The sequence below is a fragment of the Antarcticirhabdus aurantiaca genome, assembly GCF_009765365.1.
Classification (GTDB): domain Bacteria; phylum Pseudomonadota; class Alphaproteobacteria; order Rhizobiales; family Rhizobiaceae; genus Antarcticirhabdus; species Antarcticirhabdus aurantiaca.
Map to the genome: position 1 here is coordinate 43196 of NZ_VTOM01000028.1, position 25806 is coordinate 69001.

22 protein-coding genes are annotated in these 25806 nt (G+C 69.7%); 6 read left to right on the forward strand and 16 right to left on the reverse strand.

Going from position 1 to position 25806, the window contains the following annotated elements:
• Positions 1 to 95 precede the first annotated feature (95 nt).
• Complete coding sequence (locus tag FZN60_RS24935; RefSeq protein WP_158876355.1) at positions 96 to 1346, forward strand: flavin monoamine oxidase family protein; 1251 nt, start codon at positions 96 to 98, stop codon at positions 1344 to 1346.
• Positions 1347 to 1522: 176 nt separating this feature from the next.
• On the opposite strand, the gene FZN60_RS24940 is transcribed toward FZN60_RS24935, so the two are convergent.
• From FZN60_RS24940 to FZN60_RS24955, 4 genes are all read right to left on the reverse strand, one after another.
• Positions 1523 to 3652, reverse strand: a complete 2130-nt coding sequence (locus FZN60_RS24940) for an OmpA family protein (protein WP_158876357.1) — start codon at positions 3650 to 3652, stop codon at positions 1523 to 1525.
• A gap of 127 nt (positions 3653 to 3779) precedes the next feature.
• Entirely contained in the window at positions 3780 to 4109 is a 330-nt protein-coding gene (locus FZN60_RS24945; protein WP_158876359.1) for a hypothetical protein, read from the reverse strand.
• 163 nt (positions 4110 to 4272) lie between these two features.
• Positions 4273 to 4758, reverse strand: coding sequence for a peroxiredoxin (locus FZN60_RS24950; RefSeq protein ID WP_158876361.1), 486 nt, complete (start codon positions 4756 to 4758; stop codon positions 4273 to 4275).
• A 103-nt stretch (positions 4759 to 4861) separates the two neighbouring features.
• Positions 4862 to 5683 carry a protein-disulfide reductase DsbD domain-containing protein gene (locus FZN60_RS24955; protein WP_158876363.1) on the reverse strand — a complete coding sequence of 274 codons (822 nt, stop codon included), beginning with the start codon at positions 5681 to 5683 and terminating at the stop codon, positions 4862 to 4864.
• A gap of 257 nt (positions 5684 to 5940) precedes the next feature.
• On the opposite strand from FZN60_RS24955, the gene FZN60_RS24960 reads away from it, so the two are divergent.
• Both FZN60_RS24960 and FZN60_RS24965 read left to right on the forward strand, forming a co-directional pair.
• Positions 5941 to 6777, forward strand: coding sequence for a glutamine amidotransferase-related protein (locus tag FZN60_RS24960; protein WP_158876365.1), 837 nt, complete (start codon positions 5941 to 5943; stop codon positions 6775 to 6777).
• 173 nt (positions 6778 to 6950) lie between these two features.
• Positions 6951 to 7610 (forward strand): hypothetical protein, encoded by a 660-nt coding sequence (locus tag FZN60_RS24965; RefSeq protein ID WP_158876367.1) that lies wholly within the window; start codon positions 6951 to 6953, stop codon positions 7608 to 7610.
• A 7-nt stretch (positions 7611 to 7617) separates the two neighbouring features.
• On the opposite strand, the gene FZN60_RS24970 is transcribed toward FZN60_RS24965, so the two are convergent.
• The gene (locus FZN60_RS24970) at positions 7618 to 8553 is read right to left on the reverse strand and encodes a dihydrodipicolinate synthase family protein (protein WP_158876369.1); all 936 of its coding nucleotides are present in this window, start codon (positions 8551 to 8553) and stop codon (positions 7618 to 7620) included.
• Entirely contained in the window at positions 8550 to 9278 is a 729-nt protein-coding gene (locus tag FZN60_RS24975) for a ribonuclease activity regulator RraA (protein ID WP_158876371.1), read from the reverse strand. The genes FZN60_RS24970 and FZN60_RS24975 overlap by 4 nt, the downstream gene beginning before the upstream one ends.
• 126 nt (positions 9279 to 9404) lie before the next feature.
• Here FZN60_RS24975 and FZN60_RS24980 point away from each other — a divergent pair, with 126 nt between their 5' ends.
• Positions 9405 to 10289, forward strand: coding sequence for a LysR family transcriptional regulator (locus tag FZN60_RS24980; RefSeq protein ID WP_158876373.1), 885 nt, complete (start codon positions 9405 to 9407; stop codon positions 10287 to 10289).
• Positions 10290 to 10310: 21 nt separating this feature from the next.
• On the opposite strand, the gene FZN60_RS24985 is transcribed toward FZN60_RS24980, so the two are convergent.
• Positions 10311 to 10895 carry a DedA family protein gene (locus FZN60_RS24985; protein ID WP_158876375.1) on the reverse strand — a complete coding sequence of 195 codons (585 nt, stop codon included), beginning with the start codon at positions 10893 to 10895 and terminating at the stop codon, positions 10311 to 10313.
• A gap of 110 nt (positions 10896 to 11005) precedes the next feature.
• A complete protein-coding gene (locus FZN60_RS24990; protein ID WP_158876377.1) occupies positions 11006 to 13999 on the reverse strand; it encodes a bifunctional diguanylate cyclase/phosphodiesterase in 2994 nt (997 codons plus the stop codon).
• Positions 14000 to 14211: 212 nt separating this feature from the next.
• On the opposite strand from FZN60_RS24990, the gene FZN60_RS24995 reads away from it, so the two are divergent.
• Positions 14212 to 14850 carry a hypothetical protein gene (locus tag FZN60_RS24995; protein ID WP_158876379.1) on the forward strand — a complete coding sequence of 213 codons (639 nt, stop codon included), beginning with the start codon at positions 14212 to 14214 and terminating at the stop codon, positions 14848 to 14850.
• A gap of 273 nt (positions 14851 to 15123) precedes the next feature.
• Positions 15124 to 15948: a class I SAM-dependent methyltransferase gene (locus tag FZN60_RS25000; protein ID WP_158876381.1), complete on the forward strand. Its 825-nt coding sequence runs from the start codon at positions 15124 to 15126 to the stop codon at positions 15946 to 15948.
• 58 nt (positions 15949 to 16006) lie between these two features.
• Here the strand turns inward: FZN60_RS25000 and FZN60_RS25005 are convergent, their stop codons facing one another.
• The 8 genes from FZN60_RS25005 to FZN60_RS25040 all read right to left on the reverse strand — a co-directional run bounded on the left by FZN60_RS25005 (position 16007) and on the right by FZN60_RS25040 (position 25743).
• The gene (locus FZN60_RS25005) at positions 16007 to 17011 is read right to left on the reverse strand and encodes a TRAP transporter substrate-binding protein (protein ID WP_158876383.1); all 1005 of its coding nucleotides are present in this window, start codon (positions 17009 to 17011) and stop codon (positions 16007 to 16009) included.
• A gap of 17 nt (positions 17012 to 17028) precedes the next feature.
• Positions 17029 to 18858, reverse strand: a complete 1830-nt coding sequence (locus FZN60_RS25010) for a TRAP transporter large permease (protein ID WP_246727166.1) — start codon at positions 18856 to 18858, stop codon at positions 17029 to 17031.
• 10 nt (positions 18859 to 18868) lie between these two features.
• Positions 18869 to 19363, reverse strand: coding sequence for an LLM class oxidoreductase (locus FZN60_RS25015; protein WP_158876387.1), 495 nt, complete (start codon positions 19361 to 19363; stop codon positions 18869 to 18871).
• A gap of 571 nt (positions 19364 to 19934) precedes the next feature.
• On the reverse strand, positions 19935 to 21926 hold the full coding sequence (locus FZN60_RS25020; protein WP_246727167.1) for a putative bifunctional diguanylate cyclase/phosphodiesterase: 1992 nt from the start codon (positions 21924 to 21926) through the stop codon (positions 19935 to 19937).
• A gap of 532 nt (positions 21927 to 22458) precedes the next feature.
• Positions 22459 to 23604, reverse strand: coding sequence for an amidohydrolase (locus FZN60_RS25025; RefSeq protein ID WP_158876391.1), 1146 nt, complete (start codon positions 23602 to 23604; stop codon positions 22459 to 22461).
• A 102-nt stretch (positions 23605 to 23706) separates the two neighbouring features.
• The gene (locus tag FZN60_RS25030; protein WP_246727169.1) at positions 23707 to 24072 is read right to left on the reverse strand and encodes a limonene-1,2-epoxide hydrolase family protein; all 366 of its coding nucleotides are present in this window, start codon (positions 24070 to 24072) and stop codon (positions 23707 to 23709) included.
• A gap of 118 nt (positions 24073 to 24190) precedes the next feature.
• A complete protein-coding gene (locus tag FZN60_RS25035; RefSeq protein WP_158876395.1) occupies positions 24191 to 25027 on the reverse strand; it encodes an alpha/beta fold hydrolase in 837 nt (278 codons plus the stop codon).
• A 113-nt stretch (positions 25028 to 25140) separates the two neighbouring features.
• Positions 25141 to 25743, reverse strand: a complete 603-nt coding sequence (locus tag FZN60_RS25040) for an NADPH-dependent F420 reductase (RefSeq protein ID WP_158876421.1) — start codon at positions 25741 to 25743, stop codon at positions 25141 to 25143.
• Positions 25744 to 25806: the final 63 nt, after the last annotated feature.

Below are 25806 nucleotides of genomic sequence, written 5' to 3' on the forward strand. Positions count from 1 at the left end.
GTTGCTGATGGGGCGGACGGGGCTATCTTCCGCCGGCCGGAGCCGGGTGCCCTCCGGCCGCTTCGTTTCTCCTCCGGCGCCGGAACGGGCATGACATGGCAGGCACGTGCGACGTCGCGATCATCGGAGCGGGAGCGGCGGGCCTCGGCGCGGCGCGGGCCCTGTCGGGCCACGGCCTCGGCGTCATTCTCCTCGACGCGCGCGACCGGCTCGGCGGGCGCGCCCACACGGTGACGCTCGGCGAAGGCCTGCCGCTCGACCGGGGCTGCGGCTGGCTCCACTCGGCCGACCGCAATCCGCTGGCGCCCCTCGTCGAAGCCGCGGGCTTCGCGATCGACCGCACCCGTCCCGCCTGGTCCCGGCAGAGTTTCGACCTCGGCTTCCCCAAGGCCGAGCAGGAGGCCTTCGCGGCCGCCTTCGACGCCTTCGAGGAGCGTCTCGAAGCCGCGGCCGCGACGGGCGAGGACGCTTCCGCGGCGGACTGCTTCGAGCCGGGTGGTCGCTGGAACCCGCTGATGGACGCCGTCAGCTCCTATTACAACGGCGCCGAATATGACCGCGTCTCGGTCATCGACTATGCCCGCTACGTCGATACCGGCGTCAACTGGCGGGTGCGCGACGGCTACGGCGCCGGCCTCCTGGCGCTCGCATCGACGGGCGCGCGCGCGGTTCTCGACTGCGCCGTGTCGGATCTCGCGCTGACGGCCGAGGGCGTCGCGATCGAGACGGCGCGCGGCACCCTGCACGCCCGCCGCGCGATCGTCGCTGTCCCGACGCCGCATCTCGCCAGCGGACGCGTTTCGCTGCCGCGGGAGGCCTCCGACAAGGCCGATCTCGCCGCCGGCCTGCCGCTCGGCCTCGCCAACAAGGTGTTCCTCGCCCTCGACGCGGCCGACGTCGAGGCGCTGCCGTCGGACGGGCACCTCTTCGGACGCACCGATCGCGCGGAGACCGGGAGCTACCATCTGCGGCCGTTCGGGCGGCCCTACATCGAATGCTTCCTCGGCGGCCGCCACGCCCGGACGCTCGAAGAGGCCGGGGAGGGCGCGGCCGGCGCCTTCGCCGTGGAGGAACTGACGGCGCTGCTCGGCGCGGATCTCGGCCGGCGGCTGCGGGTTCTCGGCGAGACCGCCTGGGGGCAGGACCCATACGCGCTCGGCTCCTACTCCCACGCCGAGCCCGGCCGGGCGGAAGACCGCGAGGCGCTGGCGCAGCCGGTCGCGGATCGCTTGTTCTTCGCGGGAGAGGCGACGCACCCCCAAGCCTTTTCCACGGCGCACGGCGCCTGGGAAACCGGCTTGCGGGCGGCGAGGGAGGTTCTGGCGTCGCTCGGCGCCACGCGCTGACGAGGCGGTGAACCAGGGCGCGGCGGCCGCGGGCTCGAAGGCCCGCGCGCCGCCGCATCCTCGTCGTCGGGACCGAGGGGCAAGAACGGCCGACCCGGCGAAAGGTGCCGGACCCGCCTTGGGCGAAGCTGACTTAGATTGGTGTCCTTACTGACTGTCCGGCGAGTGCCGCCGGTTCAGCGCCCCTTCGCGGCGGTGACGAGCGGCGTCGTGCGGCGCACCGTGACGCGACGATTGGCCTGGGAGGCTCCGTTCGTCTTCACTTTTAGGAAGTCCTCGCCGTAGCCCTGCGTGTAGAGGTTCTGCGCCGGCACGCCGTAATAGCGCGTCAGCGCCTCCGCAACGGCGCGGGCGCGCCGGTCCGACAGGACGAGGTTGTCGCGGGCGCTGCCGACGGCGTCGGTGTGGCCCTCGATCAGGAAGGTCTCGGCCGGGTTGGCGCGAATCTGCTTCAGCATCGCGGCCGCCATGCCCTTCAGCCCCTGCGCCTGGCGCTTGTCGATCTTGGCCGAGCCCGTGGCGAAGCTCAGCTTGCCGAGCTCGACGCGGGGCAGCGTGTCGCGAAGGCGGGCCGAGCGCTTGACCTCGTCGATCGAGTAGAGGCGCCGCGCCTGCTCCACCGGCGGCTTCGACAGGAAGCGGTAGACCTCGTCCGCGTCGGTATCCTCGTAGGCGAGGACGTAGTAGCGGGCGGGGAAGCGCGGGCGCAGCGGGGGCAGGCGCCGGCCAACGTCCTCGTAGGTGATGGGACCGGCCGAAACGTCGTACCAGGACAGGACGTACGGATTGCCGTAGCGGTCGTAATAGGTCCGCTCGACGATGTTGCCGTAGGCGTCGTAGACCGTCGTCACCACCGAGCCGTCGCGGTTGGTCGCCGCTTCCGAGTAGTAGCCGCCGTCGAGCCGCCGATAGGCGAAGTCGTCGTAGCCCCAGGCGGTCAGCCGCTCCTCGTAGCCGCGGTAGTCGTTGACGATCAGCGTGTCGTTCGACTCGTAGATGACCGTGTTGTTGATGGTGGTGGTGTTGATCGTCGTGTTGGTCTCGTTGACGATCACCGTCGTGTCGCCGGAGGGCTGGGCGAACTGCGGCGGCGTCGCCAGCGTCTCGCCGGGGGCGAAGCGTTCCTCGGCGAAGCTCTGGGGCAGGGCGAAGGCCTGAACCGCCGCGTCCGAGGTCGGCGGGGGCGCCTCGCTGGCCGCGTCGGGCTCGGCTTGCGGCGCCTCGTCCAGCTTGGCGCTGTCGAAGAGCGGGGCGACGTCCTGCGGGGCGACGTCCTCGCCCACGGGCAGCGTTTCGGCGATCTCGCCGTCCGCGTCGAGTTCCGGCGCTTCCTCGGCCGCAGCTGCGACGTCGGCGGCGATTTCGTCGGGCGACACCGCCGCCTCGGCAAGCCCCTCGTCGGCGAGAACGGTTTCCGCTTCTTCCGGCGCGTCGGGAGCCTCTTCGATCAGGGGCTCGCCGGCTTCCGCTTCCACCGTGGCCTCGACGGCCGCGTCGTCGGCCGCGGGGGACTCATCGCTCGCGCTCTCCTCGGTCGCGGCGCCCGTGTCGGATTCCGACGCGGCATCGGCTTGCGCGGGTTCCTCCGCGGCATCAGCGGGCGCTTCGTCGGCGGCGGCTGCGTCGGCATCGGCTGCATCGGGATCGGCGGCGGCATCCTCGCTCGCCGGCTCCTCGGCCTGCGGCTCGTCCGTCGCGGTCTCGGCTTCAACCGGCTCGTCGGCCGCCGGCTCGCTCGCGGCGGGCTCTTCCGCCTGCTGTTCCTCTTCGACGGCGGGCTCCTCGGCCGCAGGCTCCGCCGCCTGCTGTTCCTCGAAGGACGGCTCCTCGGCGGGCGCGGGCTCCTCGTAGGCCGGCTCGTCCGGAGCCGCCTCCTCGATAGGGGCGGGCTCCTCGTAGGTCGGCTCGTCCGGAGCCTCCTCCTCGAAGACCGGCTCCTCCTGGGCGGGCTCCTCGTAAGCGGGCTCTTCCTGAACCGGTTCTTCGTAGGCGGGCTCCTCGGAGGGAGCGGGTTCCTCATAGGCCGGTTCGTCCTGAGCCGGCTCCTCGTAAACGGGCTCCTCGGCCGCCGGCTCCTCGTAGGCCGGTTCCTCGTAGGCCGGCTCGTCCTGGACGGGCTCTTCGTAAGCCGGCTCCTCGACGTATTCGCCACCGTCCTCCTGGGCCATCAGGAGGGGAGCCGGCCGGGCCGGGAAGGCGGCCGGGCCGAGATCGGGCATGGCCGTGCGCGCCCAGAGCGGGGCGGGCGCGAAGCTCGCGCCGAGAAGGAGGACGAGCGTCAGGCGCTGCAGGCGTGAGGACGGCATGGAGGAATCCGGTGCTGGAAAAGGGCGCAGCGCGAGAACGGCCGCCCGCGCGGACGGCATCGCGCCTCGGCTCGCAGGCGCGTCGACGAGCCGGGACGTTCGCGAAAAATGCTCGGAAGCGGCCGGCTCAGTCGGCCAGGCGCGTGCAGGCGAAGTTGTCGCCGCTCTCGTGGCTGAACCAGCCCATCTCGTCGCCGGTGAAGCCGGACAGGGTGATCATGTAGTCGTTGTCGAAGAACAGCGTGTAGGAGCCGTCGGTGCCTTCCTGGACCTCCCGGATCGGCAGCACCTCGGCGCCGTTATCGTAGGTCGTATCGGTGAAGGCGAACTCGGCCACCTCGCAGTTCCAGCGCCCGACGAAGGGCAGCTCGTCTCCGCCTTGCCCGAGGGCGGCGCCCGGCGCGCAAAGGCCGGCAAGGATGCCGAGCACGGGAACGAGGGTTTGCATGCGCTGCATCGGACAGGCCTCCCAGCCGGGACGAGCCGAGCGCATTCCGCAGACGGCTTCGCAGCCACGTCTTTAGCCTGGCGACGATCCGCCCGCCATGTCCCGGTCGGACCGGCGGCGCGGATTCTTCGCTGGAATGGTTGAAGACCTGCGGACCTGCCGCGCGGACCGTTCAGAGCTGTTCGAGAAGTGCCGCGGCGCCCGAGGTTTCCGCCTTGCCCGGCGAGTCTTCGACGTTCACCGCCTTCACCACGCCGTTCTCGACGATCATCGAGAAGCGCTTGGAGCGGGTCCCCATTCCGGCCGCGCTCATGTCCATGTCGAGGCCGAGCGCGCGGATGAAGTCGGCATTGCCGTCGGCGAGAAACAGGATGCGGTCGCCCGCTTCGACGGACTTGCGCCAGGCGTTCATCACGTGGACGTCGTTGGCCGCCACCACCGCGATCGTATTGACGCCCTTGGCGCGGATCGCGTCGCCGTGCTCCAGGTAGCCCGGCAGGTGGTTCATCGAGCAGGTGGGCGTGAAGGCGCCGGGTACGCCGAACAGGACCACCTTGCGACCGGCGAAGATCTCGTCGGTGGTGATGTTGGCCGGGCCGTCCTCGAGCCGCGTCTTGAGTGTCGCTTCCGGAATGCGATCGCCGATGCTGATGGTCATGGGTGCTCGAAGCTCGAAGAAACAGGCCGGCGTCGGATGGGCCGGAACGCGGGTGAGATGGTTCGCCCAGCGGCACCGGCCAGGACGAAAGCGTGGCGCCGCCTCACCGAATCGAGAGACTCGACGCGGTTACGGCCTTGTCGCCCGAAGACAGGACGATGTCGACCCCGTCCGGCATGGCCTCGGGGCTCGTTCCACCGGGGCGGGCGGTGATCGGAACGAGGAAGAGCGCTCGTCCCGCCTCGTCGCCTTCCGCCTCGCGCCGCGGCGGTCCGAAGCGCCAGCCGGGCGCGGCCGAAACGAAGAGATCGGCGCCTCCGTCCTCGGCTCCCACCGCGACGCGCAGGAGGCGGCCGGCCTCGCCCTCTGCCGGGGGCAGGAGCGCGATCCGGCCGGGCGCGGCCGGCGCGGGGAGGCCAGCGAAGGCGGCGCGCACCGCCCGCTTGTCGGCGAGCGAAGGCTCGGCCTCGACGCTCGCCTCCAGCCTCGCCGACACGGGAACGCAGATCTCACGGCAGACCCCGATCAGGAGATCCACCGCCACGTGCCCGCCCTCGGCCGGCGCATCCGGCAGCGTGACGGCGAAGGCCGTGCGCCCTTCATAGGCGTTGACGCTGAGCGCTCCTTCCGGGATGCGACGCGGCGCCGGCTGGCTCCAGGACGCCGCGAGCGCCGCGCCCGCATCGCTCGAGAAGTGCAGGATCGGCGCCAGCCCCGCTTCGCCGGGATCGCGCCAATAGGTCGTCCAGCCGGGTTCGAGATCGACGAGCAGCGCCCCCCGGAGCGGGCCTTCCGCCCCGTTCCGCGCGTCCAGCACCCATTCCAGCCGAACCGCCTCGTTGCGAAACACGGCATTCTCGTTCGCTCTGGCTGGCGCCGAAGCAAGGCCGGCCACCGCGGCGAGGGCGAGAATCACGAAGCGCATCGAACGACACCATCAACGGACAGGGTGCTGAGCGGCCTTCCTGCCACGGCCGCCGCGTTCGGGACCATCCCGGACCCGACACGCTGTCGTGATTCGATGCGTCCCGCACGGGTGCGCCCCTCTGGGAAACGAAAGCTCGGGCCGACCGAGTCCGGCTGCGGCGAATGCGCCGGACGGCGACGATGACCGGAACGTGAGCGAACGATCGTGCGCGACCGTGGTTTGACGCGGCCCACTCCTCGCAAGATCGGATCCGCGTGCCTCTCAACCTTCTCGTCGTCGCCAGCGAAACGCCGGACCAGTGCGAGGCGCGCCGGCGCTCCGTCGGTGCCGCCTCGCACGAAACCTTCGCCTCGACCCTCGCCTCCCTGGATCCGGAGGCGACAATGTCGCACCTGTCCTGCGTCGACGGCACGCCGACGCCCATGGCGGCGGCCCTGCAGCGCTTCGACGGCGTCTTCTTCGCCGGCTCGCCGATCCAGATGCACGAGGAGAGCGCGGAAACGCGCTCGGCGGCGGATTTTGCCGCGCGCATCTTCGAGGCCGGCGTTCCGGCCTTCGGATCCTGCGCGGGGCTCCAGATCGCGACCGTCGCGGCCGGCGGCACCTGCAAGGCGCGCGAGGGGACCATGGAGGCCGGCTTCGCGCGCGGCATCGTCGCGACGCCAGCGGGGCGGAGCCACCCGCTCCTGCGCGGCCGGCCCCTGGTCTGGGAGGCGCCGGCCATGCATTCGAGCATGGTGGAGGCGATGCCGCCGGGCGGCACCGTCCTCGCGAGCACCAAGACGACGCCGGTCGAGGCCGCCGAGATCCGGTCGGGCAACGGCGTCTTCTGGGGCGTCCAGTATCATCCGGAGCTGACGATCGCGGAGATCGCGGCGTCGCTGCGCCGTCAGAGCGACGACCTGATGGAACAGGGCATGGCGCGCGATCGATCGGCGGTCGAGGCCTATGCGCGCGCCCTCGAGGCCCTGCACGAGGATGCCGGGCGCCTCGACATCGCCTGGCAGATCGGGGTGGACGAGGAGGTCACCGATCCCGACCGGCGCATGCGCGAGCTGCGCAACTTCCTGACCCTGATCTCGTCGACCTGATCCGCCGGAGCCGGGCTGCGACGCAGGCTGTCGTGGGGGATGCGGCCTTTGCTCTCGGCGAGCGCTCCGGCCGCTCGATCTTGCGCGAGGCATGAGGCGTCGCCGTGCGCGCGTTGTTTCGAACCGGATTCGGAGGCACAAGCGGAGCGAGTCCGCCGACCGGGTCCGCAGCCATGACGCTCTTCGAACGCGACCATTCCTTCTTCGAGCGCGCGGGCGAGCACGACACGCTTCTGGTGCTCTTCAACTATCTCGATCAGCCGCTCGAAGCGCGCTCCCACCGCCGCTTCATGGACGGCCTGGCCTGCAACAGGCTGTTTCTCCATTCCGGACGCAACGACTGGTTCCAGAACGGCATCCCGGGGATCGCCGACAGCTTCGACGAGCTGATCGACTTCTGCCGGACCCTGCCCGAACGGCTCGGCGCTTCCCGCGTGCTCTACCTCGGCCATTCCATGGGGGCGTTCGGCGCCCTCGGCTGCGGGCTCGGCGCCGGTGCGGAGCGCATTCTCGCCTCCGTGCCCGAGATCGACCTGTTGCGGCCGGGCAGCGTCAGCGCCACCCGGCTCGTCTCCGAGGATCTGCGCTTCTCCTCCGTTCGCCCTCTTCTAGAGGCGAACGGGCACATACCCGTCCACGTCGTCGCCGGGCGCAATTGGTCCGCCGACATGGAGGCCGTGCGCTCGATCGAGACCCAGCCGAACGTTACCGTGTCGCTTCTCGACTGCAAGCACGAGACCTTTCCCTATCTGCGGGACCAGGACCGCCTGGCGCCGATGATTCGCGCCTTCGTCGAGGGCGAGGATGTCGGGGCCGTCCTCGACGGCCTGTGACGGCCGCTCAAAAGGCAGCGCGAGGATCGTGGCGGGCGAGGCGGGCGAGGAGGTAGTCGACCTCGGCGCGCGCTGCCGGGGTGAGGGCGCTGCCCGGCTTGCGCTGGGCGTCCGAAGCGATGGCGCCGCGCTTCATCAGGACGTATTTGCGCACGGCGAGGCCGACGCCCTGCTGCTGCTCGTAGCGGATGAGCGGCAGATGCGCGTCGAAGAGGTCGTGCGCCTCGTCGCGCCGCCCGGCGCCCGACAGCTTGACGACGTCGGCGAGCATGTCGGGAAAGGCATAGCCCGTCATCGCGCCGTCGGCGCCGCGCTCCATCTCGAAGTCGAGAAACAAGGCGCCGTTGCCGGTGAGGATCGAGAGCGCGCGCATCGAGCCCTCGGACTGGAAGCGGCGAAGCGCGGAGATCTTCTCGAGGCCCGGCCAGTCCTCGTGCTTGAGCATCACGCAGGAGGGATGGGCCTCGACGATGCGGCGGATGAGGCCGGGCGTCATCTGGACGGTGAGCGTCAGGGGATAGTCCTGGAGGACCCAGGGCACGTCCTCGCCCACCGCTTCGACGGCGCCGGCGAAGTAGCCGGCGATCGAGTCGTCGGTGCGCAGCTGCGGGGTCGGCGCGATCATCACGCCCGCCGCGCCGAGGTCCATGACGCCGCGCGCGAGGCGCCGCATGGCCGAGAAGCCGGGCGCCGAGACCCCGACGACGACGGGCACGGCGCCGGCCCGGGCAATCACCCGCCGGGCGACTTCGAGGGATTCCTCCGGCTCGAGCTTCGGCGCCTCGCCCATGATGCCGAGGATGGTGAGGCCGGTCGCGCCGCAGGCGAGATAGAAGTCGGTGAGGCGATCGAGCGAGTCCCAGTCGAGCGCGCCGTCTGGCCGGAAGGGCGTCGCGGCGATGGCGTAGACGCCGGAAGCGGTCGCGTCGAGGCGCGCGCTCATGCCCGTCCCTCCGCCTTGGCGGCCTCGTAGCGGGCCTTGGTCTCGGCGTTCATCGGGTAGAGGCCGGGAAGCGGCACGTCGCGCTCGACCTCGGTCATGATCCAGGCCTCGGCGCGCTCCTGCTCGGGCGCTTCGACGAGAACCTCGGCAAGAAGCGCCGCGGGGATGACCACCGCGCCGTCCTTGTCGGCGACGATCACGTCGTTCGGGAAGACGGTGACGCCGCCGCAGCCGACCGGCTCCTGCCAGGCGACGAAGGTGAGGCCGGCGACGGAGGGCGGCGCGGCGATGCCGCTCCCCCAGATCGGCAGACCCGTGCCGAGAACGCCGACCGCGTCGCGCATGACGCCGTCGGTGACGAGGCCGGCGACGCCGCGCTTGACCATGCGGGCGCACAGGATGTCGCCGAAGATGCCGGCATCGGTGACACCGCCGGCCGCGTCCGCGACCACGACGACGCCCTCCGGCATGGCCTCGATGGCCGCCCGGGTCGAGATCGGCGAGGCCCAGCTCGCGGGCGTGGCGAGATCCTCGCGCGCGGGCACGAAGCGCAGCGTGAAGGCGGGGCCGACGACGCGCGGCTGGTCGGCGTCGAGGGGGACCGTGCCCCGGAGCCAGACGTTCCGCAGGCCCTTCTTGAGAAGAACGGTGGTGAGCGTCGCGGTCGACACGCGCTTCAGCGTCTCGATGGCGGCCGCGTCGAGGCCGGGAGTGGGTGTGGTCATGCTTCGGGTCCTTCGGAATGCTCGGCGGCAGGCCGGCGCCGGCAGCGCGCCGTCGCATGGCTTGCGCCATTGCGTGTCAAAAGGAAATCTGCCGCTTCCTAGCTTCACTGAATAGGAAAACTTCGCATGGACCTGCGCTTTCTCCAGAGCTTCCTGCGCGTGGCCGAGACCGGCTCCATGGCGGCGGCGGCGCGCGACCTCGGCGTCACGCCGGCGGCCGTCGCGCAACGCATCCAGGCGCTGGAGGCGGAGTTCGGCGTGCCCCTGCTGGTACGCGCCGGCCGGCGCATGCGCCCGACACAGGGCGGCAGCGCCATCCTGGCGCCGGCGCGCGAGCTCCTGCGCGGAGCGGACGCCCTGCGGGCGCTCGCGGCCGGCTCGGACCTTGCCGGCGTGTTGCGGGTGGGGGCGATCTCGACCGCGCTGACCGGGCTCCTGCCGGCGATCCTCAAGCGCTTCGTGGCCCTCGCACCGAGGGTCGACACCTATGTGGTGCCGGGCAGCTCGGCCGAGCTGTTCCGCAAGCTCTCGGCCGAGGAGATCGACGCCGCGATCCTCGTGGACCCGCAGTTCGTCCTGCCCAAGACACTGGAATGGCGGCTCCTGCGCGAGGAGCCGCTCGTCGTTCTCGCGCCGGCGGCGCTCGCCAACGAGGCGCCGGGCGATCTTCTGCGACGCGAGCCACTGATCCGCTACGATCGCAACCATTGGGGCGGGCGGCTCGCCGACGCCTATCTCCGGCGCCTGCGCATCCGGCCGAAGGAGCGGCTGGAGCTCGACTCCCTCGAAGCGATCGCGGTCATGGTCGGGGAGGGACTCGGCGTCTCGATCGTGCCGGACTGGGCGCCGCCATGGCCCGAGGGCCTCGCGGTTGCCAAGCTGGCGCTGGAGGCCGACGCGCCGCGCCGCCGCGTCGGCCTCGTCTGGCCGCGCGCCTCGCAGAAGCAGGCGTTGCTCGGAACCTTCGCGCGGGCCGCGGTGAACGATCCGCCGAGCCGTCAAGGCCGGTGATGTGCCGATCCTCGCCCGGCGTCATCGGCTCGGCGTGCCGGGGCTCGCGGCGGCCCGCCGGCGGTGCGCCGCGACGGCGAGGAGCAGTGCGAGGACAGCGGCGCCGACGACTCCGACGAGGAGCCAGAGGTGGGCGGGAAGGCGGCCGAAGATCGCCTCGATGCCCTGGCCGAAGACATAGCCGAGCGACACGAAGAGGAGCGCCCAGATCGCCGCGGCCGCGGCGTTGATCAGAACGAAGCGGCTCGCCGGCAGCTGCGTCGTGCCGATGGCGACGGGGCTGATCGTGCGCAGGCCGTAGACGAAGCGGAAGCCGAAGGTGAAGAGCGTCGGGCGCTTGTCGAACTCGGCGATCGCGCGCGCGAAGAAGGGCTTCTCGTGCAGCCGCGCCACGAAGCGGGACTCGCGGAAGTATCGCCCGCAGGCGAAGAAGATCTGGTCGGCGACGAAGGAGCCGATCGCCACCGCCGCCGTCACCTGCCAGAAGGGCAGCGTGCCGCGATGGGCGACGACGCCGGCGAGAATGGCGACGGTTTCGCCTTCGGCGCCAGCTCCGAAACAGATGGCCGGCAGGCCGTAATCGGCGATGAGGGTTTCGATCGTCATCGCTCCGCCGCCTTTCGTGCCGGGTCGCCCCGCCGCTCCGATCGGAGACCGGATCATCCGGGAGATGGCGGAGGAGAACCTCTTCGTCGAGGGGCGCGGTGTCCGCGCTTTCAGACCGTGCGCAGGCCCTGCCTGGTGCCCCGGGCCTGGTCTCGCGGCCGGACGCCGAGGCGATCGCGGATCTGCGCGGCCGGCATCGGGCGGCCGATGACGTAGCCCTGCGCCTGCGACCAGCGGTTGGCGCGCAGCCAATCCAGCTGCTCGCGCGTCTCGACGCCTTCCGCCGTGGTGGTCATCGACAGGGCACGGCCCAACTCGCCCGCCGCGCGCAGGATCGCCTCGGACTGGGGCGAACGGCCGATGTCGCTGACGAAGCTGCGGTCGATCTTCAGCTTGTCGAAGGGGAAGACCCGGAGATAGGAGAGCGAGGAGAAGCCGGTGCCGAAGTCGTCGAGCGAGATGCGCACGCCGATCGCCTTCAGCGCGTGCAGGATGCGCATGTTGCGCTCGCTGTCCTGGAGAAGCACGGATTCGACGATCTCCAGCTCCAGGCGCCCGGGCGGCAGGTCGGAATCGGTCAGGGCCTTCATCACCTTGAGCGGCAGGCTCTCGCTGCGGAACTGGACCGGCGAAACGTTGACGGCGATCGAGACATGCGCCGGCCATCCCGCCGCTTCCCGGCAGGCGCGCTCCAGCACCCAGTCGCCGATCTCCGCGATGAGCCCGGTTTCCTCGGCGAGGGGGATGAACTCGGCCGGCGAAACGGAGCCGCGCTCGGGATGCTGCCAGCGCAGCAGCGCCTCGACCCCTTCGACGCGCTCGTTTTCAAGATCGATGATCGGCTGGAAGGCGAGGTCGAGTTCGCCGCGGGCCGGTGCGGCGGCGAGGGCCCGCTTCATGGACTGGCGCGCTTCCAGGTGCTCCATCATCGAGCGCTCGAAGAGCCGCGCCGTGTCGCCGCCGTCTTCCTTGGCGCGGTAGAGCGCGATGTCGGCGGCCTTGAACAGGTCCTCGGGCGAAGCGTCGGCGTCGTCGCGCGCGGCAAAGGCGATGCCGACGCTGACGGCGAGTTCGATGCGGTTGTCCTCGACGAAGAAGGGCGCTCTCAGGCCGTCGACGAGCCGCGCGCCCGCCTCGGCCGCTTCCGCCGCGCGACCGGCGCGCAGGATCGCGGCGAATTCGTCGCCGCCCAGGCGCGCGAGCAGGGCATCCTCGCCGACGAGCTGACCCAAGCGCGCCGCCACCTGCCGAAGCAGGGCATCGCCGACGGGATGGCCGAGCGAATCGTTGACCTCCTTGAAGAGATCGAGGTCGAAGAGAAGCACGGCGAGATCCGGCCGCTCGCCGCTCGCGAGCATCTCGGCGAGCGCCTCGTTGAAGCGCGCCCGGTTGGCGAGGCCCGTCAGCGTGTCGTGGCGCGCCAGATAGACCGTCTCCTCGCGAGCGCGCCGCTCCTCCGTTACGTCGCGATAGAAGATCGACAGGCCGCCCTCGTCGGTCGGGCAGATCTGCAGCTCCACCCAACGCTTCTCGCGATGCGCGAAGAGCTCCACCTGACAGGCCTGGCCGCTCTCCGTCACGGCCCGCATGTGGCGCCCGAGTTCGCCGAACACGTGATCGGGGTAGAGGTCGGCGAGACGATCTCCGACCTTGAGCGAGCTCGTGCGCGCGACGAACGCCTCGGCGCGCCTGTTCATGTATCTCACGCGCCAGTCGGCATCGAGCACGACAACGGCGTCGGTGGTGCTTTCGAGGATGTTCCGGGCGAAGGCCTCGCTGCGCCGAAGCGCTTCCTCGGCGATCCGGCGGTCGTGAATGTCCTCCAGCGTGCCGTACCAGCGAACGATGCTGCCGTCCGCGGCCCGGCGGGGCGCGGCATAGGCGCGGAACCAGCGATAGCTGCCGTCGGTGAGACGGATGCGATAGGCGAGATCGAGCGGCTGGCCCGAGGCGAGCGCGGTGCCGTAGGCCGCGAGGGTCGCGTGCAGGTCGTCGGGGTGCAGCGCCTCGACCCAGCCGGAGCCGAGCGTGTCCTCCTCCCGCATGCCGGTCAGAGCGGCCCAGCGCGGTCCGGCCTCCATGATCTCGCCCTGCGGCCCGGCCGTCCACGGCACCTGCGGGCTCAGCTCGACGGCGTGGCGGTGATGGTCCTCGCTCTCGCGCAGGGCGGCTTCCACCGCCTTTTCCTGCGTCACGTCGTTGAGGACGCCGATCATGCGCTCCGGCGCGCCCTCGGGCCCGCCGAGCGGTTCGGCCCGGCTCGACAGGTGGCGCACCCGGCCGCAGCCGTCCACGACGCGAATGACGCAGGAAAAGCCGCGCCCCATCGCGACGGACGCGACCGCCTCGTCGAGGATGCCGACGTCGTCGGGGTGGACGCGCTCGCGAAACAGCGTCGCGGGATCGCCGCAGCGCGGCTCGACCCCGATCAGGCGGTAGAGCCCGTCGGACCATGTGAGGTGCCCGGTGGCGAGATCGACTTCCCAGCTGCCGGATGTGGAGAAGCTTTCCGTCCGTTCGCGAAGAAGGTTCTGGCGCAGCAGGTCCTCTTCGCGCTCGGCGTTCTCGCGCGCGCTCCGGTCGAGTTCGGCGCGCGCGCGGGCGGCGTCGAGCTCGCTCGCGTGGCGCCGGACTTCGTCGATGACCGACTCGGCAAGCCGCTTGAGCAGGCGCGCCTCGGTCTCGGTCAGCACCCGCGGCTCGGGCGCGGCGAGGCAGAGCGCGCCCAGCCGCACGCCGGGCTCGAGTTCGAGCGGCGCGCCGGCATAGAAGCGGATGCCCTGGGGACCGGCGACGAGCGGGCTGTCGCGGAAGCGCGCGTCCTTCGCCGCGTCGGGCACCACCACGACCTCGCCGCCGCGGATCGTCAGATCGCAGAAGGACGAGGCGCGCGGCATCGACGAGGGAAGCCCGTTGTCGGCCTTGATCCACTGCGTGTCGCCGTCGAGAAGCGAGACGTACGAGATGGGCGTTCCGAAGATCTCGCGCGCCAGCTCGCAGACGCGCTCCAGCGACGGCGAGGACGGAATGCCGAGCGCACGCGTCGCCTCCAACGCCGCCAGACGTTCGCGTTCCGAGACAGCGGATGTGACAAGCTCGGCCATGGCTACCCTTCGATCCGACACGATCAAACGGCGCTTCAGCTAAGATGAGGTTACGTTTCGCACCGCATCATCTTAAGCCGTAACCAGAATATCTCGGCTAGCTTCGGTTGTAACTTGGCTTTCTTCCAACCAGGGTTGCAACGGCGGGACGCGGCCGACGGTCGCTGCGACGGGGGCGGGAAAGATCGGCCGGTATCCGGCGTTGAGGCGGCATGACGAAGGACCAAGAGAGCGCCGGCCCCGCCCTGACCGCCGAATGGCCGTTTCCGGTCTCGGCGACGCTCGGCTCGTCGGTGCGCGCCGCGGGCATCGAGCGCGAGCTTCGGGCACGGCTCTCCTTTCCCGACCGCAGCCATTTCGCGCTGGAGGACGGGCGGTTCGTTTTTCGGATCCGGGCCAGCGAAAAGGCGCGCTTCGAGATCGCCTCCGAGATCCTGTCCGACGCGCTGGAAGCCATCGACACGCTGCCGGTCCTGCCCGGCGAGGTGGAGGACATCCTGTCCATCTCGCCGCGCGAGCGGTTGAAATGGACAAAGGACGGGCGTCTGCGCAGCGCCGGGACGCGGACCGTGAAGCTGCGCGGGCGCGCCAAGGCGGTGACCTTCCACGTCTTCGATCCCCGTCACATCGAGGATCTTCTCGACCGCGACCTGCCCGCCATCTGGCGCGAAGAGGACGCGCAGGCGATCGCCGAAGCGCGCAAGCGCGCCGCCGGCAAGGCTGCGCTCACGCGGGCCGGCAAGGGCGCGAGCCGCCCGGCGCAGCGCGGCGGGCGCCGGCGCGGGGCAGAGGCAGCCGCGCCGCAGCTCGAGGGATGGGACGCCTTCGCCGCGGACGGCCTCCTGCGCTGACGCGCGCTTCGAAAATCGGCGGGCAGGCTCAATATCTTCCCTAAGGTAAATTTTTGACTTGCATCGTCGCGGATCGCGGTTCTTAGTTCGTGACGTCGCAGCGTCGCGATCGGGAACGAACGGCGAAGTCTCCGAGCGAACTGTCGCGTCTGTCTTTGCCGTTCATCATTCGGCCGGGATGCCGAAGGCTTCCGGAGTCGGGCTCCCCATCCGCGACGCTCCAGGCAGGTGCGGTCGGCGCGGCCGTCCGCGACGCGCAGGAGGACGTCAGCCATGACGAGCGCAACTTCCACATCGATCATCCAGCCTCATAACCAGAAGCCGGCGGCCGTCTGGAACTCGGCCGGCGCGGGCTACGAGGGCATCAGCCGCGGGATCGCGGATTCGATCGAGCACGCGGTGCTGCGGCTGGATCCGCGGCCGGGCGAAACGATCCTCGATCTCGCGACGGGCACCGGGTGGACCTCGCGGCTCGTGGCGCGGCGCGGGGCCCGCGTCGTCGGTGTCGATCTGGGTGCCGATCTCGTGGAGGCCGCGCGCAGCTACGCAGCCGAGCAGCACCTGCCGATCGACTACCGGGTCGGCGACGCGGAAGCGCTGCCCTTCTCCGCGGGCGAGTTCGACGCAGCGATCTCGACCTGCGGCATCATGTTCGCGAGCCGTCCGGAGGCAGCGGCGGCCGAACTCGGCCGCGTGGTCCGTCCGGGCGGCCGCGTGGCGCTGACGACGTGGCGGCCGGACAGCACCGTCTTCGAGATGTTCAAGGTGATGAAGCGCTATATGCCCGCGCCTCCCGACCCGCCGCCGCCGTCGCCCTTCGAATGGGGGCGCCCGGAGCGCGTGCGCGACCTCCTCGGGGGAGACTTCGATCTGACGTTCGAGGAGGGCGTTTCCTTTTATCGCGAGCCCAGCCCCGAGGCGGCCTGGGCGATGTTCTCGGCCAATTACGGGCCGACGCGGATGCTGGCGACGAGCCTCGACGCGGCGCGGCTGCGCGATTTCGAGCGCGACTTCGTCGCGTTCCACGCCAGGTTCGCCACCGACCTCGGGATCTGCGTTCCCCGCACCTACCTCCTGACCCTCGGCCGGCGGCGTTGACGGTGCGAGGTGCCCTCGCGGGGCAGGGCCCTTGCGGCGCCGCCGCGCGGCGCTGCCGTCACGCCGCCGTGCGCACCGCCTCGATCCGGTTCTCTCCGCCGACGATCTCGGCGAAGGAGGACCAGACGCGGCGGGCGCCGGCTTCCCACGCCTCCCGGTCCGCCGGCTGGACGACGCGGCCGCCGTTCGCCTTTGCGATCTCGATCGAGGCGACCTCGTCGGCGACGATGAGCTCGTTGAAGTAAGTCGCGCCCTCGCGCGAGGCGTCGATGAAGACCGCGCGCTGCTCGTCCGTCAGACCGTTCCAGAAGGGGCTGCCGTAGTAGACGACGCCCGACGCCCAGATGTGGGCGGTCTCGGTGAGGTCCGGCACGACCTCGTAGAGCTTGAAGCCGGCATAGGCCGACTTCGTCAGGTCCATCGCGTCGGCGACGCCGGAGGCGAGGGCGTTGTAGGTCTCGGTGATCGGGATGCCGACGGGCGACGCGCCGAAGGCGCTCCACAGCTCGGTGTGGAGCGGGCTCTGGATGACGCGGATGCGCTTTCCCGCCAGTTGGTCGGGCCGGGTGATCTCTTCCTTGGCGAGGAGATGGCGGGCGCCGTAGTTGATGAAGCCGCCGACGGCGAAGTTCTGCGCTTCCAGGCGGGCGGACAGGTCCCGGCCGATCTCGCCCTCCACGACGGTCCGCACGTGAGCCGCGTCGCGGAACAGGAAGGGCAGGTCGAGGATCTGCACCTCGGGCACCCAGCCCGACAGGGCCGAAACGGTGGACAGGCTCGCCTGGATCGAGCCGAGGCGAACGCCTTCCGCGACCTCCTTCTCGCCTCCGAGCGCGCCCGAGCGGACGATGTTGAAGGCGAATTCGCCGGGCAGGCGCTCCTCGACGATGTCTCGGATCCGCAGCCAGATTTTGGTTTCCGGCTTGTCGTCCCCGAAGAGCGAGGCGACCGTCAGGCGGGTCGCGGCGCGGGCGCGCCCGATCACGGGCGGCGCGAACAGCGCCGTTGCCGCTGTCGCGGCGGCCGTGCCGAGGAGGAAGGTGCGGCGGTCGACTAGGGTCATGAGGGGTCGGGCTCCGGTCAGACGATGAGGGCGTAGAGGCAGATGAGAGCCAGCGCCGCGATGAGCGCCGCGAGGAAGGGCAGGATTTCGGCGAAGAGGCGCGCCGCGGGGATGCGGGTGACGCCGCTGACCACGAAGACGAGGACGCCGACCGGCGGAGTCAGGCCGCCGATCATCAGGTTCACGACGAGGATCACACCGAAGTGGATCGGATCGATGCCGGCGGCGACGGCGAGCGGCAGGAAGAGCGGCGCGAACAGGAGGATCGCCGCGCCGATGTCGAGAACGAGACCGATCGCGAGAAGCGCGAGGTTGATGGCGAGAAGCGTCGCGACGGGCGAAGTGCCGAAGGAGGTGGCGAAGTCCCGGACGAGCCCGGACACGTCGTCGACCGCGAGGGTGAAGGCGAAGGGGCCGGCCGTGCCGATGAGGAGGCCGATCGCCGCGGCTTCCACCCCGGCTTGGCGCAGGCTGGCACCGATACGGGCTAGGGGCACCCGCGCCAGGGCCGTGAGAGCGAACGTGTAGGCGGCGGCGAGGGCCGCGGCCTCCGTGGTGGTTACGAGGCCGAAGCGGATGCCCGCGACGACGATGACGCCGAGGCCGAAGGCGGGGAGGGCGGCGATGCCGGCGTGCCAGCGCTCGCGACTGCTCGCCCGCGGCGCCCGGTGCGCGGTGCGCACGCACAGGCGGATCGCGACGGCGAGGCAGAGCGCCATGACGCCGCCGGCGGCGAATCCTCCGACGAGAAGCGAGCCGACCGACAGGTTCGTCGCCGCGGCGAGGATCAGAAAGGCGATCGAGGGCGGGATGACGTTGTCGAGCACCGAGGTCGCCGCGATCAGCGCGCCGGCCTGCTCCGGCCGATAGCCGTGGCGCACGAGTTCGGGCTGGAAGGTCGTCGCGCCGAAGGCCGCGTTGGCGATCGACGAGCCGGAAGCACCGGAGAAGAGGACGCTGGTCAGAAGCGTCGTCTGGGCGAGGCCCGCACGCAGGTGACCGACGAGCGATGCGGCGAAGCGCACGATCTGCTCCGCCGTTCCCGACAAGGTGAGGAGATTGCCGACGAGGAGAAAGAACGGGATGGCGAGGAGCAGGAACTTCGACATGCCCGCGACCGTCGAGGAGACGATCGCCGGCTCCGGCAGGCTGCTGCCGAAGGCGAGCGCCACGTAGGCGGCGGCGAGAAAGGTGTGCGGCAGCGAGGCGCCGACGACGAGACCGAGAAGCGCGACGGCGAACAGCGCCGCACTCGGCGGCAGGCCGCTCGCCAGCTGCAGCGAGGGGATCGCCGCAAAGGCGGTCAGGGCGATGCCGAACGCCGCCGCGAGGGTGGTCGCGCGCCTTTGCGCGAGCCGCTTCAAGGCGAGAACGAGAAGGACGAGCCCGCCGCCCGCTGCCAGGAGGCCGAAGCGCACCCATTCGGGCAGGCCGAGCGTCGGCGAGGTTCCGCCCAGAAGCTGCGCGATGCGAACGCCGCCGAACGCCAGGATCAGGCCGGACAGGACGAGGAAGACGTCGGCGAAGACCTCCGCCACCCGCCGAGCGCGCGGGGGGAGATGGCGGGTGAGGATGTCGAGGCGCATGGCGAGTGCGCTGTCGAGCGCGAGCGGCGCACCGAAGGCGATCAGCGCGACGTGGAGCCAGATGCCGAGATCCTCGATGCCGACGATGCCGATGCCGCCGACGTAGCGCGAGCCAGCCCCGAGAAGGACGGTCGCGAGAAGCGCCAGCAGGAGCGCGCCCACGAGGACGCCGAGCACGGCTTCGACGGCGGCGAGAATCCGGCCGGCACCGGCGGTGAGGCGGGCGGTCAGCCGCGTGCTTTGCGCGAGATCCGCGTTCACGACCGGAACCTCACCGTCCGGCGGCCGCCTGGCCGCGGTCATGATCGACCGGCGCCGGCCAAGTGAACGGCTCGGCGACCGCCTTGGCCATCACGACGTCGAGGCGCAAACGCACCGTTGCGCCCGCCCTTCGGTCGCAGAGATCGTCTCCGGTTTTCAGAGCCTCGGCATCGGTGTCGCGCATCATGACGGAGAGGCGAATACCGCCTTGCGGAGCCCGACCGCGTCGTTCGGCGCTTTTGGGCGCAGCCGCGGACAAATCGGTGCCGACGTAGCGCACCGCGTCATCCAACGTCTCTTCGGAGGAGCCTCCCAACCCCGAAAGCGGCACCGCGATGTTCGCGTTCACCGGCAGCGCCAGCTTGGCGCCGCGCCTCGGGACGGCGCGTCCCGCAAAGTCGGTCGTCGGGCCGGGGACGAGGCAATGCCAGATGATCAGGAACTCGTCGGCGATCGCGTCGCGATCGGCACTGAACAAGCATCGCAGCTTGGTGATGGTCTCCACGATCGAAGTTCCCGGCTGGCGCCCGCCTTTCGCTCGGCGAGGGCATGCATCCATTGTACCGCGAGCGAGCCGCTTTTGGACACAGATCAGCCCGTCGGCCGGATCCATTTTCCACGCTGAGTTGCAGCAAAGCTTCAGCTTGAAGGTGTCGGCTGGAACTCTGGAGCCGCAGCCGGGCAGGGCTCAAGCCGTTGTAGAAACTATTCTTTCCTTGTCGTCTCTGTTCCGCAGGCGGTCGTCTTGTGCCGTAGAGCCGGGGTCGGCGTCAACGATCGAACGGCTCTCCGTTGTGGAGACCCTTGCGCGCATGGCGGATGGCTCGTCCAGGGTGTCGCCTGGCTCAGCGTTGACGTCCATCAGGTCGCGAGCATCGGTCAGGACCAATCCACTTTGGTCCGTTCCCGTTTGGTGGCCCAGTCCAAACCCAATGAATGGTTGGCTTTTCGGATGTAGTTGGGGTGGCCGGTGAAGCTGATGACAGGCCCGATGCGAAGACGACGCGCTTGGTCTGTCTGAAACATCGTCAATCGCGGTACGTGCAGGCCGTCGGTTCGGCGACGGCCTGTTGACGCTATGCGGTTTTCAGCTCTTCGGAACGCGTTGCGAGGCTCTCCATCGGGGCGGGCCGTCCGAAGAAGTAGCCCTGCACCTCCGTGCAGCCTTCCGCACGCACGAGATCGAAGTGGGCCTGCGTTTCCACGCCCTCCGCGACGGTCGTGACGCCCAGGCGCGTTCCGAGTTCGGCGACGAGGCCGACGATCGCGGCGCAGTCCGCGCGGGTCGTCGCGTCGCGCACGAAGGACCCGTCGATCTTGATCTTGTCGAAGGGAAAGGCCCGCAGATGCGCCAGCGAGGAGAAGCCCGTGCCGAAATCGTCCAGCGCGATGCGAACACCCATGGCCCGCATCTGACGAAGATCCGCCAGGCTGTCGAGCTCGTTTTCGAGGAGCGCCGTTTCCGTCACCTCGATCTCGAGCCGGTCGGGCGGCAGGCCGCTCTTGAGCAGGGCGGCGAGGATGGTCGGCTGGAGCGTCCCATTGCCGAGCTGGCGCGCCGAAACGTTCACCGCGACGCGCGCCCCGTCGGTCCACGACGCCGCGTCGAGGCAGGCCTGCTCGATGACCCAGGCGCCGAGCTCGCCGATCAATCCGCTTTCCTCGGCGACGGGAATGAACTCGCCGGGCGAGATCCAGCCGCGAAGCGGATGATGGAAGCGGATCAGCGCCTCCCGGCAGGTGATCTGCCGCGTGACGGTGTTCAAGATGGGCTGGTAATAGAGGAACAGGCCCTCGCGCTGCTCGACGGCGTGCCGCAGCTTGCTTTCCAGCCGGACGCGGTCGTTCAAGCGCAGTTCGAGCTCGGGCGTGAAGAGGCGGAACGTGTTCTTGCCGGCATCCTTGGCGTTGTAGAGCGCCATGTCCGCCCGCGCCTGGATGAGATGCAGGTCGGCGCCGTGCTCCGGCACCACGGCGATGCCGATCGAGCCGCCGATCCGCAGCGAGGCGCCGCCGGACTGGTCGAAGGGGGACCTCATGGCCTCCACGATCCGTGCCGCGAGCTCGGACGCTTCTTCTTCTCCCGCGTCCGGCATGACGATGGCGAACTCGTCGCCACCAAGGCGCGCGATCAGATCGCCTGCCTTGCAGCAGCGTCCCAGACGCTCCGCCACCGAGGTCAGGAGGGCGTCGCCGACGAGATGCCCGTAATTGTCGTTGACGAACTTGAAGCCGTCGAGATCGATGAAGAGGAGCGCGAGCCGCGCATCCTCGACCTGCAGCTTGTCCTGCAATCGGTCGCGGAAGGTGGAGCGGTTCGCGAGGCCCGTCAGCGTGTCGTAATGGGCGAGCTGATGGATGCGGGCCTCGGCCGCCACCTGCTTCGTGATCACCGACCAGGTCAGCATCGGGCCGATATAGGCGCCGTCCGTCCCGTTCACCGCCGAGACCTGGAGGTCCAGGACCTCGGGACCGAGCCTGATCTGCGCGCGATGCGGCAGGTTGCGCGGATCGGCGAGGAGGGCGCGCTGATGGGCCGGGTTGCGGTGGAAGATGTCGATCGAGCGCCCGAGAAGGTCCGAGGCGTTGACCGGCAGCAGGTTCTCGATCTGGTTCAGGGTGCGCTTCGAGGCCTCGTTGAGATAGGTGATCTCGAAGTTGCCGGGATCGACGGTCATCACGGCGACGGGCATGTCGTCGATCATGCGCTGGAGCCGGTACTCCTCCTCCGCCTTGGCCACCTCCGCGGTCGCCACCGCCCATATCAGGAGCGCCCGCGTGACTCGGCCCTTCGAGTCCGGCAGCGGATGGATGTGCAGGTCGAGCCATTCGCGGCCGAAACGGATGCGCGCCTTGTGCGGCAGCTGCGCCGCATCCGAAAGAAGCGCCCGCTGGTGCATCGGGGCCTTGTGGAAGATGTCGATCGACGTGCCCACGATGTCGTTCGGATCGATGGGCAGCTCGTCGCGGATCGAATGCAGGAGCTCGACCGAGCAGGGATTGGCGTAGTCGATGGTGAACGTACGGAGGTTGCAGGTCATCGCACCGACCGGAAGAGCCTCGAACATTCGTTCGAAGTCCAAGGGTTCAGGATCGCTGCCGTCGTTCGTTCGAGCGAGGTGGGGACATCCACCGGCAATCATGAGTCCACCCGATCCTGGAAATTGGCAGAATCAGCAGGAGCCGACGATGCCGATTGCGAATTGATCTAAATAAAGAAAATTTCGAAGTCGTTTACAATTCAGTAAGCGTTGCGTACTGATCGTGCCGCAAGGCTTCGTCGATGTGACTATGCGCGATCATGGCACGTCGCATGGAAGATGTAGCGGACCTTCATCTTTTCCAGCCCGCTCACTTGCCGGTTGAGAAAGCAACGGGTCGACACCTTCGAGCCGAGGTCTTTTCGTCGATCCACTCTGAAATGAGGGCTAGCCTGCAGCGTTCTCGTCGGAAAGCGGCTGTCATGCCAAAGGGAACCCGCCTGACGTCAAACCGTCGATGAGCACGCCCCTGGTGCTTCAAGCGGACGCGGGAGGCACGCGTCGTCGCCATCCGTCCGAAGCATCGCAAGACTGAGATGCCAGGCGAATAGCGGTCAGGTCAGCCCAGGATGTTGCGCGCTGCCCTCATGAAGATGCGGGCGCCGATCGGGATGAGGTCGTCGGGAAAATCGTAGTCGGGATTGTGCAGGGACGGATGGCGCTCGCCCGCGCCGAGGAAGAACATGGCGGACGGGGCGCCTTGTCCGAACAGGCCGAAATCCTCCGAGGCGCGCATGGGCAGCGCCTCCTCCGTGTGGCGGATGCCTTCGTTGTCGAGGGCGCGGCGCAGATGCTCCACAGCCTCGGGCGCGTTGAGGCTCGCGGCGAAAATCTCGTGATAGTCGATGATGCAACGCAGCCCGTGCTCGGCGGCGATCCCTTCGGCGAGCGCCTCGGCCGCAGCGCAGAGGTTGGCCATGTCCTCGTTGCGCCGCGTGCGGAGCGATGCCCAGAGCTCGGCGCGGCCCGGCGCGACACCGAACACGGCCTCGCCCATCCGGGCATGGGTCACGGTGACCATCCGGAAGTCGTCGTCCTCGAAACGCCCGCGGCCGAGCTCGGGCAGGGCGGGCATGATCCGGCTGACGGCGATCATCGGCGAGGTGCCCGTCTCGGGCATCGAGGAATGGGCCGTCTTGCCCTCCAGCACGATCCGCAGGCCGCGCGAGGCGCAGTTGACCACCCCCACTTTCAGCCGCACCTCTCCGAAGGGGACACCCGGCAGGTTGTGGAGCGAGAAGGCGAGGTCGGGCGCGAACTCGGCAAAACGGGGATCGGCGATGACGCCCGCCGCGCCGTCGCCCGTCTCCTCCGCCGGCTGGAACAGGAGGACGACGCGGCCGCGGCTTGGCCGGGCGCGTCCGAACTGGCGTCCGAGCGCGGCAAGGATCGTGGTGTGCCCGTCATGGCCGCACATGTGCGAGCGGCCGGGCACGAGAGAGGCGTGGGCTGCACCCGACAGCTCCTCGATCGGCAGTGCGTCGAGTTCCGAGCGGATCATCACCGTCGGACCGTCGGTCCCGCTGTCGTAGACCAACGCGACGCCGTGGCCACCGAGCCCGGTCAGCACCTTGTCCGGCGCCGTGTCGGCGAGGAAGGCCACGACGGCGGCGGCGGTTCGCTCCTCCTCGTTCGACAGCTCCGGATGCTGGTGCAAGTGCTTGCGCCAGGCGGTCAGCTCGGCGACGTCCCGGTTGGTCAGCATCGGCTTTTTTGTACCCTCGTTCGAATGCGAGGCAAGCTCCCATAGCCGGCGGCTTCTTGCAAAAAGCGAGGTCCGGCCCGTGGAAACGCAGACGAGCCGTCCTCAGCCCCGCAAGGCCGCGGCCTGTTTTTCGAAGCTGGCGAGATCGAAGTAGTCGCGCCATTCGACGACTGCGCCGTTCGATACCGTCATGCTGCCCATGGTCGGCAGCTCGATCCGGGCGCTCGGACCTCCATCGAAGATGTCCAGGCGTTCCGTCAGAACAGTGTCGCCGTCCTGCGCGATGTGCAGGAGCCGCCAGTCGATACCGATGCGGCCGCCGACGCCGAAGCTCTTGTGAAACTGCCGGACGCTCTCGCGCCCGCGCATCTCCGGCAGGGGGATGTTGTGGTAGACGACATCTTCGGCGAGGAGATCGATCGCAGCGTCGAAGCGGCCGCCGTTGATCAGTTCGAAGAAGCGCCGCACGAGCGCGATCTCCGGCTTTTCGGTGGTCATCGGATACCGCCCTTTCATCGGAGGCGCCGAACTGCCGCCACGGCGGTGCGGACGAAGGCTCGCATCGCCGTGGCGGCCGGTCGTGGGCCTAGTTCTTGACGAAGGCGAGGAGGTCGGCGTTGAGCGTCTCGGCGTTGACGGTCAGCATGCCGTGGCTGAAGCCGGGATAGGTCTTGAGCCGGCCGTTCTGAAGAAGCTTGACCGACAGGCGGGCGCTGTTGTCGATCGGGACGACCTGGTCGTCCTCGCCGTGAAGGACTAGCGTCGGCACCGAGATCGCCTTCAGGTCGTCGGTCTGGTCGGTCTCGGAGAAGGCTTTGACCCCGTCGTAGTGCGCCTTGGCGCTGCCCATCATGGCCTGGCGCCACCAGTTCATGATCACGCCCTGGTGGACGGTCGCGCCCTCCCGGTTGAAGCCGTAGAAAGGTCCCGTCGGCACGTCGAGGAAGAACTGCGCGCGGTTGGCGGCGACGCCCTGCCGGAAGCCGTCGAAGACCTCCCGCGGCAGGCCGCCCGGATAGGCCTCGGTCTTCAGCATGATCGGCGGCACGGCGCTGACGAGCACCGCCTTGGCGACGCGGCCGGCGGGCTCGCCGTGCTGGGCCACGTAGCGGGCCGCCTCGCCGCCGCCCGTCGAATGGCCGATATGGACGGCGTTGCGCAGATCGAGGGCCTCGACCACCGCGAAGGCGTCGGCGGCGTAGTGGTCCATGTCGTGGCCCTCGCTCACCTGCGCCGAACGGCCGTGGCCGCGGCGATCGTGGGCGACGACCCGATAGCCGTTCTGGAGGAAGAACAGCATCTGCGCGTCCCAGTCGTCCGACGAGAGCGGCCAGCCGTGGTGGAACACGATCGGCTGAGCGTCCTTCGGACCCCAATCCTTGTAGAAGATCTCGACGCCGTCGCGGGTCGTGACGAATGGCATGGCTGAATTCCTCTTCTTGGATTCATAAGTGCATCGTGATGATGCCGGCTTCGTTCGGTATCGTCGATGCGTTTCACGATCGCGACATGGCGGCCGGTCGCCGCCCCGTCGCTTCAGGCGAACCGGACGAGGTTCAACGCCGGCAACGGGCCGCCGGGAAACTGCACGAGCCGGGCACCGACCGCGAGCGCACCCAGATCGATGCCGAAAAAGCCGAGCCGGTCGATCACGGCGCCGACCTCGGCTTTCGCCTGGTCGTCGTCGCCGGAGTAGAACAGAACCCGCTTGCCCCCTTCGCTGGCCGGATCCCCCGCCACGAGTTGCGGCTGGAGATGGTTGAACGCCTTCACCACCCGCGCGCCCGGCACCAGGCCGGCGAAGACCTCCGACGACGCGCGACCGCCGAGATCGAAGGGCTTGAACAGCGGCGCCTCGATCGGGTTGTTGGCGTCCACGACGATCCGTCCGTTGAAGTCGGGCAGCCCGCCGAGGGCGGACGACAGCCTCGACCAGTTCACCGCCACGAAGACGATATCCTTCGCGGCGGCTTCCTGCCGCGTGCCGGCCGTGATGCCCGGGCCGAGGGCTGCAACGATCCCGTCGAGGCTTTCCGGACCGCGGCTGTTGGCAAGTGTCGCGGGCAGTCCGGCGCGGTCGAGCGCGGTCGCGATCGCGCGGCCGATCTGGCCGGCGCCGATGATGCCGATGGAAGGCATGATGGTCATCCTTGGGATGTCGGGAGATCTCGATCAGGCGGTCAGGCCGCCGTCGGCGTCGAT